Annotated in this window: 16 protein-coding genes; 12 read left to right on the top strand and 4 right to left on the bottom strand. The window is 70.1% G+C overall.

Going from position 1 to position 13,751, the window contains the following annotated elements; all coding sequences use genetic code 11:
* Positions 1-101: 101 nt before the first annotated feature.
* Positions 102-1,124 (bottom strand): LacI family DNA-binding transcriptional regulator, encoded by a 1,023-nt coding sequence (locus tag ACFU53_RS09730; protein ID WP_383988338.1) that lies wholly within the window; start codon positions 1,122-1,124, stop codon positions 102-104.
* 106 nt (positions 1,125-1,230) lie between these two features.
* Positions 1,231-2,010 (bottom strand): winged-helix domain-containing protein, encoded by a 780-nt coding sequence (locus ACFU53_RS09735; RefSeq protein WP_383988341.1) that lies wholly within the window; start codon positions 2,008-2,010, stop codon positions 1,231-1,233.
* Between the two features lie 213 nt (positions 2,011-2,223).
* Here ACFU53_RS09735 and ACFU53_RS09740 point away from each other — a divergent pair, with 213 nt between their 5' ends.
* The 7 genes from ACFU53_RS09740 (at position 2,224) to ACFU53_RS09770 (ending at position 7,870) form a co-directional block, all read left to right on the top strand.
* A complete protein-coding gene (locus ACFU53_RS09740) occupies positions 2,224-3,105 on the top strand; it encodes an alpha/beta hydrolase (RefSeq protein WP_383988344.1) in 882 nt (293 codons plus the stop codon).
* Between the two features lie 141 nt (positions 3,106-3,246).
* The gene (locus tag ACFU53_RS09745) at positions 3,247-3,501 is read left to right on the top strand and encodes a MoaD/ThiS family protein (RefSeq protein ID WP_383988346.1); all 255 of its coding nucleotides are present in this window, start codon (positions 3,247-3,249) and stop codon (positions 3,499-3,501) included.
* A gap of 10 nt (positions 3,502-3,511) precedes the next feature.
* Positions 3,512-4,705, top strand: coding sequence for a hypothetical protein (locus ACFU53_RS09750; RefSeq protein WP_383988349.1), 1,194 nt, complete (start codon positions 3,512-3,514; stop codon positions 4,703-4,705).
* A gap of 339 nt (positions 4,706-5,044) precedes the next feature.
* Positions 5,045-5,779, top strand: a complete 735-nt coding sequence (locus ACFU53_RS09755) for a DUF2993 domain-containing protein (RefSeq protein ID WP_383988352.1) — start codon at positions 5,045-5,047, stop codon at positions 5,777-5,779.
* 426 nt (positions 5,780-6,205) lie between these two features.
* Entirely contained in the window at positions 6,206-7,045 is an 840-nt protein-coding gene (locus ACFU53_RS09760; RefSeq protein WP_383988355.1) for a sulfurtransferase, read from the top strand.
* A 74-nt stretch (positions 7,046-7,119) separates the two neighbouring features.
* The gene (locus ACFU53_RS09765; protein ID WP_019755963.1) at positions 7,120-7,407 is read left to right on the top strand and encodes a DUF1416 domain-containing protein; all 288 of its coding nucleotides are present in this window, start codon (positions 7,120-7,122) and stop codon (positions 7,405-7,407) included.
* Positions 7,408-7,603: 196 nt separating this feature from the next.
* The gene (locus ACFU53_RS09770; protein ID WP_383988359.1) at positions 7,604-7,870 is read left to right on the top strand and encodes a DUF3099 domain-containing protein; all 267 of its coding nucleotides are present in this window, start codon (positions 7,604-7,606) and stop codon (positions 7,868-7,870) included.
* 19 nt (positions 7,871-7,889) lie between these two features.
* Here ACFU53_RS09770 and ACFU53_RS09775 read toward each other — a convergent pair whose 3' ends face one another.
* Positions 7,890-8,252, bottom strand: coding sequence for a DsrE family protein (locus ACFU53_RS09775; protein WP_383988362.1), 363 nt, complete (start codon positions 8,250-8,252; stop codon positions 7,890-7,892).
* A gap of 274 nt (positions 8,253-8,526) precedes the next feature.
* On the opposite strand from ACFU53_RS09775, the gene ACFU53_RS09780 reads away from it, so the two are divergent.
* The 3 genes from ACFU53_RS09780 (at position 8,527) to ACFU53_RS09790 (ending at position 10,656) form a co-directional block, all read left to right on the top strand.
* Positions 8,527-9,102 carry an FABP family protein gene (locus ACFU53_RS09780; protein WP_383988365.1) on the top strand — a complete coding sequence of 192 codons (576 nt, stop codon included), beginning with the start codon at positions 8,527-8,529 and terminating at the stop codon, positions 9,100-9,102.
* A 110-nt stretch (positions 9,103-9,212) separates the two neighbouring features.
* Complete coding sequence (locus ACFU53_RS09785; protein ID WP_383988368.1) at positions 9,213-9,680, top strand: Fur family transcriptional regulator; 468 nt, start codon at positions 9,213-9,215, stop codon at positions 9,678-9,680.
* Positions 9,681-9,690: 10 nt separating this feature from the next.
* Positions 9,691-10,656, top strand: a complete 966-nt coding sequence (locus ACFU53_RS09790; protein WP_383988371.1) for a YgfZ/GcvT domain-containing protein — start codon at positions 9,691-9,693, stop codon at positions 10,654-10,656.
* A 139-nt stretch (positions 10,657-10,795) separates the two neighbouring features.
* On the opposite strand, the gene dtd is transcribed toward ACFU53_RS09790, so the two are convergent.
* Positions 10,796-11,221: a D-aminoacyl-tRNA deacylase gene (gene dtd / locus ACFU53_RS09795; RefSeq protein WP_383988374.1), complete on the bottom strand. Its 426-nt coding sequence runs from the start codon at positions 11,219-11,221 to the stop codon at positions 10,796-10,798.
* 215 nt (positions 11,222-11,436) lie between these two features.
* Here dtd and ACFU53_RS09800 point away from each other — a divergent pair, with 215 nt between their 5' ends.
* Positions 11,437-12,072 carry an AmfC protein gene (locus tag ACFU53_RS09800; protein ID WP_383988377.1) on the top strand — a complete coding sequence of 212 codons (636 nt, stop codon included), beginning with the start codon at positions 11,437-11,439 and terminating at the stop codon, positions 12,070-12,072.
* A gap of 187 nt (positions 12,073-12,259) precedes the next feature.
* On the top strand, positions 12,260-13,549 hold the full coding sequence (locus ACFU53_RS09805; protein WP_383988380.1) for a GNAT family N-acetyltransferase: 1,290 nt from the start codon (positions 12,260-12,262) through the stop codon (positions 13,547-13,549).
* The last annotated feature ends 202 nt before the right edge of the window (positions 13,550-13,751 follow it).

Below are 13,751 nucleotides of genomic sequence, written 5' to 3' on the forward strand. Positions count from 1 at the left end.
GCGCACCGGAGCTACTCGCACCGGAGCTACTCGCACCGGAGCTACTCGCACCGGAGCTACTCGCACCGGAGCTACTCGCACCGGAGCTACTCGCACCGGAGCTACTCGCACCCGCACGACCGCCGAGTGACCAACTTCGACGGAAACAGCTTCACCCGCTCCCCCCGAGACCCGGCCACCCGAATCCCGTCATCGAGCACGAGATCCACCGCGGCCCGAGCCATCCCCGTACGATCCGTCGCGATCGTCGTCAGCGGCGGATCAGTCAGCGCCGCCTCCTTGACGTCGTCGAACCCGGCGACAGCCAACTCGCTCGGCACCTCGATCCGCAGCTCACGCGCGGCCCGCAGCACACCGATCGCCTGGTCGTCGGTGGAACAGAAGATCGCCGGCGGCCGCCCCGGCCCCGCCAACAACTTCAGCGCCACCTGGTACGCGTCGTACCGGTTGTAGGGCGCCTGGAAGAGCCGTCCCTCGGTCGGGATCCCGGCCTCGTCCATCGCACGGCGCCAGCCCTCGACGTGGTCGGATACGGGGTCGCCGACGAGCGGGGTCTCGGCGATGCCGCCCATACAGGCGACGTACTCGTAGCCGTGCGAGAGGAGATGCTCGACGGCGAGCTGCGCGCCGCCGAGGTCGTCGGTCACCACGGCCACGTCGTCGATCGCCTCGGGCCGCTCGTGCAGCAGCACGACCCGCGCGTCCCACGCGTCTATCTCGGCGGCGGCGTTGTCGTTGAGGGCGTGGCTGACGAGGATCAGCCCGGAGACCCGCATCCCGAGGAACGCCCGCAGATAGTGGACCTCACGCTCGGCGACGTAGTCGGAGTTCCCGACGAGGACCATCTTGCCGCGCTCGGCGGCCGCCTGTTCGACCGCGTGCGCCATCTCGCCGAAGAACGGCTGGCGCGCGTCCGGGACGATCAGGCCTATCAGCTCGGTGCGCCGCGACGCCATCGCCTGGGCGACCCGGTCGGGCCGGTACGACAGTTCCTTGATGGCGGCGAGGACACGCTCGCGCGTGGCCGGGGCAACCGGCCGGGGTCCGTTGTTGATGACGTAGCTGACGACGGCGGTCGATGTACCCGCCAGTCTTGCCACGTCATCCCGAGTCACCTTGGCCACGCGCGGAGTCTACGCGGATAAAACGCCCCTGGGCAGGGCGTACGGGAGCCTCCCTGTGCGGTGGCTGTACGCATGCCGCCCCACAGGGACCCGATGGACTCGGTCACTACGCCTCGGCCGCGATCTCGACGGTGTCCCGGGGCGCCGTCTCGTCCGCATCCGCCGCCTTTGAGGGGTCGGCCTTGGCCTTCACGTCGTCACCGGCGCGCTCCGCCTTCTCGGGCGTAACGAATCGATAACCGACGTTCCGAACGGTCCCGATCAGCGACTCGTGCTCGACGCCGAGCTTGGCGCGCAGCCGTCGTACGTGGACGTCGACCGTACGCGTACCGCCGAAGTAGTCGTAGCCCCAGACCTCCTGGAGCAGCTGGGCGCGGGTGAAGACGCGGCCCGGGTGCTGGGCGAGGTATTTGAGGAGCTCGAACTCCTTGAAGGTGAGGTCGAGGACGCGCCCCTTGAGCTTGGCGCTGTAGGTCGCCTCGTCCACCGAGAGATCGCCGTTGCGGATCTCCATGGGGGAGTCGTCGTTGACGATCTGCTGCCGGCCCATGGCCAGCCGCAGCCGGGCCTCGACCTCGGCGGGGCCCGCCGTGTCCAGGAGTACGTCGTCGATGCCCCAGTCCGCGGTGACGGCGGCGAGACCGCCCTCGGTCACGACGAGGATGAGGGGGCAGCCGGGGCCGGTGGAGCGGAGCAGCTGACACAGGCTGCGGACCTGCGGGAGGTCACGGCGTCCGTCGATCAGGATGACGTCCGCACCGGGGGTGTCGACGAGAGCGGGGCCTTCCGCCGGTGCCACGCGCACGTTGTGCAGCAGCAGGCCGAGGGCCGGAAGCACCTCGGTGGAAGGCTGGAGGGCATTGGTCAGGAGCAGCAGAGAACTCATACGTCTGGTTCCTCCTCGGTCCCTGCGAGGACGTGTGTGGCACTGCGGCACCGCGATTTCGACTGCGGGGCTTCACAGCGTTCTGCTCTGCGATCCCGGGGCCCGTACACCTGCGGTCACCTGGCGTTTCCCGCTCGTATACAACACTTCCGAAAGCACAAAAGGACCCGGGGGCGACATTGCCCGAGTCCTCTGTCCAGCAGAATAGCCCACATGAGTGCTGGTCCGGCAGGTCATGTGACGCGATCTTTCGACATTCCGAACTCTGAGACGGCTGGTCGAACCACTTCGAGGCCGCCCCGAACCCCTTTGCGCAGGTTTCTGCGCACTGACGACGGGGTGAATATCGAGGTCGTATACGACCCGGAGGCCGTTGTATACAACCGCTCGGGCGACACCGGAACTCCATCCTCCGGCCACCTGGCCGTCGTCGTCGCCCACGGCTTCACGGGCGATGTCGATCGTCCACATGTTCGGAGGGTGGCGGAGACGCTCGCCCGGTACGGGTCCGTCGTCACCTTCTCCTTCCGCGGCCACGGAAGATCCGGCGGCCACTCCACGGTCGGCGACCGCGAGGTGCTCGACCTCGCGACGGCGGTCCGCTGGGCCCGCGAGCTCGGCCATGAGCACGTCGCCACGGTCGGCTTCTCGATGGGGGGCTCGGTCGTCCTGCGCCACGCGGCCCTCCCCGACGGCCCCGACGCGGTCGTCTCGGTCAGCGCCCCCGCCCGCTGGTACTACCGCGGCACGGCCCCCATGCGCCGCGTCCACTGGCTCATCACCCGCCCGGAGGGCCGCCTGGTCGGCCGCTACGGCTTCCGCACCCGCATCCACCACCGCGACTGGAACCCCGTCCCGCTCTCCCCGGTCGAATCCGTCCCCCTCATCGCCCCCACCCCGCTCCTGATCGTCCATGGCGACAGAGACGGCTATTTCCCGGTCGACCACCCGGAGATGCTGGCGGCAGCGGCGGGGGACAACGGGGAACTGTGGCTGGAGAGAGGGATGGGGCACGCGGAGAACGCGGCGAGCGAGGAATTGCTGGAGCGGATCGGGGAGTGGCTCGTGAGCAGAGGCCGCGGTGGCCGCGGGTAGCGCCCCTTCAGGGGCGCGGGGCTGTACCGATGTGCGGCTCCGCCGCGTGGGCGCGACCAGCCCCCACCGGGCCCGCGGTTTCCGCACGACGCCAACCGCCCCGTAGCCTGATCCCGTCACGACTAATACAGAGGAACGCAGATGCCAAAGGGCACCGTCCGCTACTGGGCCGCGGCCAAGTCCGCAGCCGGCCTCGCCGAGGAGCCCTACGACGCGGCCACCCTCGCGGACGCCCTGACGGCGGCCCGCGAGCGACACCCCGGCGAACTCGTCCGTGTCCTGCAGCGATGCTCGTTCCTCGTCGACGGAAACCCCGTGGGCACCCGTGAACATGAGACGGTACGTCTGGCCGAGGGCGGCACGGTCGAGGTGCTCCCGCCGTTCGCAGGAGGGTGACCCCCACATCATGAGCAACCAGCCGTACGGGTACGAGGGCCACCAGGGACACCAGGGCCACCAGGGCTACGACGCCTACCAGGAGCCCCAGCAGTACGGGGCCCAGGCGCAACCCCAGTGGCAGGGCTACGACGAGAACCAGGCCGCCCAGGCCCAGCAGTACACCCAGCAGTGGGAGGGCCAGACCTGGGAGACCCAGATCCAGCCTCAGACCCCGCCCGCCGCCAACCTGTCGGAGACGGCGTACCTGCCCCCGCGGACGGACGGCCAGAACGGACCGTACGGCCAGGACGCGCAGTACGGCCAGGACGCGCAGTACGGCCAGAACGCGCAGTACGGCCAGTACGCGCCCCAGGCCCAGCCGCAGGCACATGCGCAGCCCCGGACGGACCCTGTCACGGCACCCGAGCACGGCTACGGTCCGCCCACCCTCACCGGCAACACCCGGGTCACCGACGCCCAGCGGGCGCGGGCCGAGGGGCGGTCGCCGATCATCGAGCCCGGGATGCAGCCGGCACTGATCACGGCCGTACTGGCCCTGCTGCTGGCCGGCGCCGCGGCGGTCGGGGAGTACGCCCTCGCCGTACCCCTGGTGATCCTGCAGGCCGTGACCGCGGCGGGCTGGTTCCGGCTGAACGGCATGTGGCCGGCCCGGCAGGGCATCGTGTTGGCCTTCGCGGGCGCCCTCGCGGCGGACGTGGCCCTCTTCGTGGCCGGCCGGGAGCACGCGCCCGCCGCGATCCTCGGCACGCTCGGCGTGTGGGTCCTGCTCGCCATCGTGCTGGGGCTGCGCAGCCACGCGGACCCGGACGAGCGGATGTACGGCCTGATGGCGACGGTGGCCTCGGCGGCACTGTCGATCATCGCGACCGGCTACCTCGCGGCCGTGGCGGACGCGGTGACGGTGGGCGGGGTCGCGGTGGCGGTGGCCGTCCTGGCCCGCGCCCTGCCCCTCCCCACCCCGGCCTCGGTGGTCGTCTCCCTGCTGGCGGCGACCGGCGCGGGCATCGCCGTCGGCGGTGCGACGGACCTCGGCACGTCCGGCGCCCTCCTCGGTGCGGCCGCGGCCCTCTGTGCCCTGATCGGCCACCGCGTCGCCGCCTACGACTACCCCTCCCGCTTCGTCCACTTCACCGCGGGCGTCGCCCTGCCGCTGACGGCGGCGGCCCCGGCGGTGTACCTGCTGGGCCGCGCGCTGGGCTGACCAGGGGTTTCCTCGCCCCAGCCGCGCCCCTGAAAAGGGGCGCGGGGAACTGCGCGAGAAGCCCCACCCACCCGCAGCCGAACAACACACCCGAGCGGGGTCGGAGGGGCGGCCGCCCCTGGTGATGGGACGGGTAGGGGCGGCGGGGGCGAAATCCCAGGAGGCGCGCTCACCCGCCCTGTCACAGGTGATCAACAAGGCGGAGGAAACCCATCCCTGTCGTACGCCCGCGCGATTACTCTCGCGTAGAACGGCCACCCAGGTCGTTGAAGCCTGACGGATCGCCTGACCGAATCGCCTGACCGACCGCCGAGTGGACTACGTGGGGAACACCGAGACATGCGCGCACTGCGAATACTTGTCATCGTCGCCGTGATCCTGGGCGGCCTCTTCGTGATCGCGGACCGCGTGGCCGTCGGCTTCGCCGAGGACGAGGCGGCCGAGCAGCTGAAGACCAGCGAGGGCCTGGCGAGCACCCCCGACGTGTCCATCAAGGGCTTCCCGTTCCTCACCCAGGTCGCGAGCGGCGAACTGGACGACGTCGAGGTCGGCATCGAAAACTACGAGGCGAGCACGGGCAAGGCCGACGAGAGCATCCGCATCGCCGATCTGACGGCGAACATGCGCGGCGTCGCCTTCTCCAGCGACTACAGCTCCGCCACGGCCGCCAGCGCCACCGGCACCGCGACCATCGCGTACGACGAGCTCCTCAAGGCCGCCAAGTCGGAGCAGACCGACGTCGGCCTCGGCTTCACGGCTCGGGTCGTCGGCCTCTCCGACGGCGGCAAGGGCAAGATCAAGGTCGCGGTCGAGGTCGACCCCCCGGCCCTCGACCCCCAGACCGTCTCCGTCCTCAGCAGCGTCAGCGTGAAGGGTGACACGGTCGAGGTGCACGCCGACTCCCTGCCCTCCCTGGGCGGCGTCGACCTCGCCGAGAACGCGGTCCGTTCGATCACCGACTTCCAGCAGGCCATCGACGACCTCCCCGGCGGCATCAAGCTGGACAAGGTCGAGGCGGCGCCGGACGGGGTGGAGATCACGGTGCGGGGTTCGAACGTCAAGCTGGCCGGGTAGGACGACGGACGGCGTCCGACCCGTGCGGCCGTGATGGACCGGCGGCGTCCAAGAAGCGAGACGCGCCGTCCGAAGCGTAGAGGTGACGGCGGCCGCACAGGCTCATCAGCCGTGCCGCCGCGGCCCCGACGGCTCGCTCATCCCACATTCCGGACGATCGCGTCTCAGAATACGACATGCCGGTGACACGCCCGCCTGTCCGTCCCTACGATCGACAACCATGAAGCGACAGGCGGATCTCACGAAGCGGCGGGCAGTAGACCTGTGCCGCGTCGCCGCCATGCTCTGTCGCCCCTTCTGAGCGGCAGCCCACGACTGCCGCATTCCCCGTTGCCCTGCCCAGCCAGGGCACACCCGTGCGCGCCCGGCCCGACCGCCGTCGGCCCCTCGCACACCCCGCCGCAACTGCCCCGGAGGAGAAAGAGCATGAGCCGCAGCGACGTCCTGGTCGACGCCGACTGGGTCGAGGCCAACCTCGACGACTCGAACATCGCCATCGTCGAGGTCGACGAGGACACGACCGCGTACGAGAAGAACCACATCAAGAACGCCATCCGGATCGACTGGACGAAGGACCTCCAGGACCCGGTACGCCGTGACTTCGTCGACCAGGAGGGCTTCGAGAAGCTCCTGTCGGAGAAGGGCATCGGCAACGACACCCTCGTCGTCCTCTACGGCGGCAACAACAACTGGTTCGCGTCGTACGCCTACTGGTACTTCAAGCTGTACGGCCACGAGAACGTCAAGCTTCTCGACGGCGGCCGCAAGAAGTGGGAGCTGGACGCCCGCGAGCTGGTCGACGAGGTGCCGGTGCGCCCCACGACCGAGTACAAGGCCAAGCCGCAGAACACCGCGATCCGCGCCTTCCGTGACGACGTCGTCGCCGCGATCGGCTCGCAGAACCTGGTCGACGTGCGCTCGCCCGACGAGTTCTCCGGCAAGCTGCTCGCCCCGGCCCACCTGCCGCAGGAGCAGTCGCAGCGTCCGGGCCACGTCCCGTCCGCCCGCAACATCCCGTGGTCGAAGAACGCCAACGACGACGGCACCTTCAAGTCGGACGACGACCTCAAGGAGCTCTACGCCGACGAGCAGGTGGACCTGGCGAAGGACACCATCGCCTACTGCCGTATCGGTGAGCGCTCCGCGCTGACCTGGTTCGTCCTGCACGAGCTGCTCGGCGTGGAGAACGTCAAGAACTACGACGGCTCCTGGACCGAGTACGGCTCCCTGGTCGGCGTCCCGATCGAGCTCGGCGCCAACAAGTAAGAACCGGTAGTAAGCGAACACCCCGTTCATCCCGACCGGCCTTCCTTCCGGTCAGACCCTTTCTGGAGAAAGACATGTGTGGAGCGAAGGCCGGCGGCCCGGACGCCTCGACGATCAAGCCCGGTGAGACCACGATCCAGGGTCAGGTGACCCGCGACGGCGAGCCGGTGACGGGCTACGTCCGTCTGCTGGACTCGACCGGCGAGTTCACGGCGGAGGTCCCGACCTCCGCGACGGGCCAGTTCCGCTTCTACGCGGCCGAGGGCACCTGGACCGTCCGCGCGCTCGTCCCCGGCGGCACCGCCGACCGTACCGTCGTCGCCGAGAAGGGCGGCCTGGCGGAGGTCGCGATCGCCGTCTGAGACAGCCTTGAACGGCTGAGGCGGTTGTAGTCGAACGGCTGAGGGCCGCACCCCGTGGTGGGAACACCTGGGGTGCGGCCCTTCGCCATGGGCGGGCCCGCCGAGCGCCGGACTCCGTCCGTCGGTGGTGGGCCAGCCTTGTGCGGTGGCTCGGGCGGTTGCTCGGGAGCGCGGGGCGCGGACGTACGCTGAAGTCATGTACGCCCGCCGGCGCCATGTCTACTTCGCCATGATGGGCACGTGTCTCGCGCTCTTCGTCCTGGCCTGGGGTGTCGTACGCCTCTGGTCGGTTCCGGTCGCGGTCGGCATGTGCGTGGTCGCCATGGTCATCCCGCCGCTCGCCGCCGTCGTCGCCAACCGGCGCGGCCCCGACGACCGTTGGTGGGACGACCCCTCCGGCGACCCGAAGTCCGACGAGTGGTGGGACGAACTGGACGGCAAGAAGCGGCCGAGGTCCCCGTAGCCGGAAAGGGCTCTCGGCGTCAGTACACGAGCGCCTGGGTGTCGTCCGCCAGCGCCTCCTGCACGAACACCTGCGCGCCCGCGATCCGTACGCCCTCGATGACATCCTTCTCCGCGATGTCCCGGCGGGCCGCGCACTGCGTGCACAGGGTGAGTCGGCCGCCCGCGAGGACCGAGTCGATGAGGTCGGGGAGCGGGGCGGCGTGCGGCAGCTCGAACTCGGCGGCCCGGCCCGGCAGCGCGAACCACGCGGACTCGCCGGTCAGCCACAGGGACACCTCCACCCCGCTGGCCACCGCCACAGCCGCCACGGTGAACGCCTGCGAACAGCGCTCGGGAGCGTCCGCCCCGGCCGTCACCTTGATCACGAGCTTCTTCGCCATGGCCGCATGGTAGTCCGCATCGTGATCATCGTCGCGTCCGAGCGGCAAAGGGCCTACCTCACGGCGAACCCCGGACCCCGGCCGCGTAAGCTGGGGTCCGGCCTTGTGCAGTACCGAACCCCCGCTCATCCGAGGAGCACCCCGTGGAACTCTTCTTCGAAATCCTGCTGGTCCTGGTCGCCGTCGGCGTTCTCGCCTTCGCCGGTCTGACCGTGAAGAAGCTGTACCAGGGCCAGCGCTGACCCACGTCGAGGACATCCAGGAACCGCCACTCATGATCGAGATCCCGTCCGACCTGCACAAGGACCTCGTCCCCCTCGCCTTTCTGCTCGGCGACTGGGCGGGCGCGGGCGTCCACGACTTCCCCGGTGCCGAGAAGTGCAACTTCGGCCAGGAGGTCACCTTCACCCACGACGGCCGGGACTTCCTGGAGTACCACTCCCACACCTGGGTGCTGGACAAGGACGGCAACAAGGTCCGCCCGCTGGAGACCGAGTCCGGATTCTGGCGCATCGACGCCGACCGCAAGGTCGAGATCGTCATGACCCGTGACGACGGCGTCGTCGAGGTCTGGTACGGCGAGCTGGCCAAGCAGAAGCCGCAGATCGACCTGGTCACGGACGCGGTCGCGCGTACCGCGGCCTCGGGGCCCTACAGCGGCGGCAAGCGGCTGTACGGCTATGTGCACAGCGACCTGATGTGGGTCGGCGAGAAGTCGACGCCCGACGTCGAGCTGCGCCCCTACATGTCCGCGCAGCTGAAGAAGGTCGTCACCCCCGAGGACGTCGAGCGCTGGGCCAAGGCCCTCCCGGACGACATGCCGGACGACGGCATCGCCTTCTTCAAGTAGGTCCACGTCTTCTTCAAGTAGGTCCACGTCTTCTTCGAGCAGGTCCACATCGAGTAGGCAAGTAGACCCACATCGAGTAGGCCTTCGCGAAGTAGTCCTAGACTCGTGGTGTGGTGAGCACCGACTGGAAGAGCGACCTCAGGCAGCGCGGCTACCGGCTGACGCCGCAGCGGCAACTCGTGCTCGAAGCCGTGGACACCCTTGAGCACGCGAGCCCCGACGACATCCTCGTGGAAGTGAGGAAGACGGCGTCGGGGGTCAACATCTCCACGGTCTACCGGACCCTGGAGCTTCTGGAGGAGCTCGGGCTGGTCAGCCATGCCCATCTGGGGCACGGGGCGCCGACGTACCACCTGGCCGACCGGCACCACCACATTCACCTCGTCTGCCGGGACTGCACGAACGTGATCGAGGCGGATGTGTCCGTGGCGGCGGACTTCACGGACAAGCTGCGCGAGACGTTCGGCTTCGACACGGACATGAAGCACTTCGCGATCTTCGGCCGCTGCGAGGACTGCTCCCGCAAGGCTTCGACTACCAAGAAGTCGACTGCCAAGACTTCAACTACCGAGTCGTAGGCTTAGGCGTATGAAGAGCCCTCTGCTGTCCCTGCCCGGCGCCGTCCCCGCCGAGGGGGTGGACGAAGAGGTCGCCGCCCACTACGGCGACCTGTTCCGCGAACAGCGCGCCCTCGCCGACGGCACCGGATTCGTCGATCTGTCCCACCGGGGCGTCGTCGCCGTCTCCGGCGAGGACCGGCTCAGCTGGCTGCACCTGCTGCTGACCCAGCACGTCAGCGAACTCCCCGTCGGCGAGGCCACCGAGGCGCTGATCCTCTCCGCCAACGGCCACATCGAGCACGCGCTGTACCTGGTCGACGACGGCGCCACGGTCTGGGCGCACGTCGAGCCCGGCACCCAGGAGGCGCTGCTCGGCTACCTGGAGTCGATGAAGTTCTTCTACCGGGTCGAAGTGGCCGACAGGACGGGCGACTTCGCGGTCGTCCACCTCCCGGCCGGCTCGATCGCCGAGATCCCGGACGGCGCGGTCGTCCGCGAGACGCCGTACGGCCGTGATCTGTTCCTTCCGCGTACGGACCTGGAGTCGTACGCCGAGAAGACGGGCCCCGCGGCGGGCCTCCTCGCGTACGAGGCGCTGCGCGTCGAGCACCACCGCCCCCGCGTCGGCTTCGAGACCGACCACCGCACGATCCCGCACGAGCTGGGCTGGATCGGTACGGCGGTGCACCTGCAGAAGGGCTGCTACCGGGGCCAGGAGACCGTCGCCCGCGTCCAGAACCTCGGCAAGCCCCCGCGCCGCCTCGTCTTCCTCCACCTCGACGGCAGCGAGGTCCACCTCCCGCCGCGCGGCGCGGAGATCCGCCTCGCGGACGACGGCCCCGACGGCCGCAAGATCGGCTTCATCACGACGTCCGTACGCCACCACGAACTGGGCCCCGTGGCACTGGCCCTGGTCAAACGCAACATCCCGGTGGACGCGAGGCTCCTGGCGGACACGACGGCGGCGGCCCAGGAGGTCGTGGTCGAGCCGTAGGAGCGGCGAGCGAAGGCCAGGGGCCGGGGCCTGCACCGCCGGCGCCGCTACCGCTGCCTGCCCAGCTGTCCTGGCTGCGGGCAATCCCCGTAAGCGCCGGGGCGCGCCCCCTCCCCGACCCGCGACAGCTCCGGGCGCCCTACATCTCCAGCAGCACCGTGAACGGCCCGTCATTCGTCAGAGCGACGCGCATCTTCGCCCCGAACCGCCCGGTCGCCACCGTCGCCCCCAGCGACCGCAACTGCGCGACGACCTCCTCCACCAGCGGCTCGGCGACATCCCCGGGCGCCGCCGCGTTCCAGGTCGGCCGCCGCCCCTTCCGCGCGTCCCCGTACAGCGTGAACTGGCTGATCACCAGCAACGGCGCGTCCACATCACTGCACGACTTCTCGTCGTGCAGCATCCGCACGGACCACAGCTTGCGGGCCAGCTGCGCCGCCTTCTCCTTGGTGTCGTCGTGGGTGACCCCCACGAGAACGCACAGCCCCTCGCCCTCGATCGCCCCGACCGTCTCACCGTCCACGACGACGCTCGCGCCGTCGACTCTCTGCACCACCGCACGCATGCCGACCATCATGCCGCCGACGTCCATCAGCCGTGCGCGAGGGGGTCCCCCTTGCGGCGGGTTTGTGATCACGGGGGTTTGAAGAGCGCTTTGCCCGGTCTTTCTCATTGATCCACTACCGTCCATCTGGGGTGGATCGCGGGGACTCTGTCACATAGCGGCCACCGGGAGTGGCACCATGCTCACACACACCGGTCGAGGGGACGGTTGAGCGCATGAGCACATCGAGTACCGGGCAGCCCCCGGGGACTGCGACGTTTGACCGTACGACCCCGGGGCCCGGCCCCGGCGTTTGCCGGCCACCGGTCCAGCGCACGGACAGCGGACCACTGCCGTCGCCGGACCCGGCCGAGCACGGCCTGGCCCGGCTGCGGCTGCCCGAACTGCGCACACTGCGCCGGGACGCCCAGCGGGACGAGGCCGATCTCAGCTATCTGCGGCGGCTGCTCCAGGGCCGTATCGACATCCTGCGCGCCGAACTGGCCCGCCGGGGCGGCGCGCAGGACCCCACAGCACCAGGAGAGCCCTCGGCGCTGGTCGACCGGCTCTCGGCGATCCTCACGGACGCCCCGGCCCGGCACCGTTCGTCGGCCCGGCACGTCACCGTGGGCACGCCGTACGGGGAGGAGTACCGCCGGCTCGCCGCCGAGATGCTCGACGAGGTCGAGCTCTCCGACCTGGAGGCCCGCACCGACGACGAACTCACCGCCGGCCTCGCCCGCCTCGTCCACCACGAGCAGCAGATCTCCAGCCGCCGCCAGCGCCTCCAGCGCACCGCCGACGAGTGCAGCGCCGAGATCGCCCGCCGCTACCGTGAGGGCGAGGCCCAGGTGGACGACCTGCTCACCTGACCGACGAACTCCGTCCGAGGACGCGCTCCTGGAAGACAGGCCCGAAGGGCCGCCGTCCTCCAGGGGCGCGGGGAACTGCGCGACAAGCCATGACGGACCCGCGGCCGGGGAACGAGGGACGGGCAGGGGCGGCGGGGGCGAGGAAAACCCCGAGACACGCCGCCGAGCGTCCCCCTAGCGTGGCCCCATGAGCTCCTCCCACGACCTAGCCGTACGCCCCGTCACCGAGGACGAGATCCCGGCCTGGCTGAACGCCCTGAACACCGGGTTCCTCCGCGCCCCGGAATCCCTCTCCGACCAGGAGCTCAAGGACCGCTCGGCCCACATAGACCCACCGCGCACCCTCGCGGCTTTCGACGCGTCCCGCTCTCACGCCCCCCTCACCCCCGCCGACGCCACCCAGGTCGTGGCGACCTTCCGCTCCTTCCCGCAGGAGCTGACCGTCGTCGGCGGCCGCACCGTCCCCGCCGACGCCATCTCGAACGTCACGGTCAGCCCCACCCACCGCCGCCGAGGCCTCCTCACCCGGATGATGGCCGCCGACCTCACCGCGGCGAAGGAACGCGGCGACGTCGTCGCCACCCTGATCGCCGCCGAGTACCCCATCTACGGCCGCTACGGCTTCGGCCCCGCCACCTGGACCACCGAGTGGACCGTCGACGTACCCCGCACCGGCCTGGACCCCCGCTGGTCCGGCCCGGCGGACGGCGGCCGTGTCGACCTCGTCGACGGCGCGGCCGTACGGGCCCTCGGCCCCGCCCTCCACGACCGCCTCCGCCACGCCCAGCCCGGCGCGGTGAGCCGCGACGAGCGCTGGTGGCGGGTCAACACCGGCGACCTGCGGACCCACTCCAGCTGGGACGAACCGTTCTACGCGGTGTACCGCTCGGCGGCCGGCGAGATCGAGGGCCTCGTCTCGTACGAGGCGGACGACACCTGGCAGATGAAGCAGCCGCAGAACACGGCCGACGTCAACTGGCTGATCGCGACGACACCGGCCGCCGAGCGCGCCCTGTGGCACTACCTCTGCTCGATCGACTGGATCACCAAGGTCAAGTCCGGCTGGCGGGCCCCCGACGACCTTCTCCCGCACTTCTTCCCCGACCCGCGCGCCGCGAGCGTCACCACCCAGGCGGACTGGCTGTGGGTGCGGATCCTGGACGTCGTACGGGCGCTGGAGGCACGTACGTACGCGGGGCCCGGGACGCTGGTGCTGGAGGTCGTCGACAGGGACGGTTTCGCGGACGGGCGCTATCGGCTGGACGCGGGCCCGGACGGGGCGAGTTGTGTGCCGACGAGCGAGGACGGTGACCTCGTCCTGGAGGCCGCGGACCTGGCGACGCTGTGGCTGGGCGACGAGTCGGCCGTACGGCTCACCGCGCTCGGCCGGGTGCGGGAACAGCGGAAGGGCGCCGCCTCCGTAGCCGACGCCCTGCTGCGGACGTCCAGGCGACCGTGGTGCCCGGACGTCTTCTGAGACCTTTCCTGGTGTGTGTGCGGAATCCGTAGCTGTTCAGTTGTGGTTGTGGCTGCGCATTCAGTTGTGGCTGAACCATTCAGTTGTGACTGTGCGGACCGGTCGAACTCCCGGCTCCCCTCCGGAGGGGAGGTCGATCGGTCGGTCTCGGTGTCGCGCTCGTTGTCACTCTCGGCGTCGCCAACCATCTGAAAGTTTGACC

It is taken from the genome of Streptomyces sp. NPDC057474, from assembly GCF_042802555.1.
GTDB lineage: Bacteria > Actinomycetota > Actinomycetes > Streptomycetales > Streptomycetaceae > Streptomyces.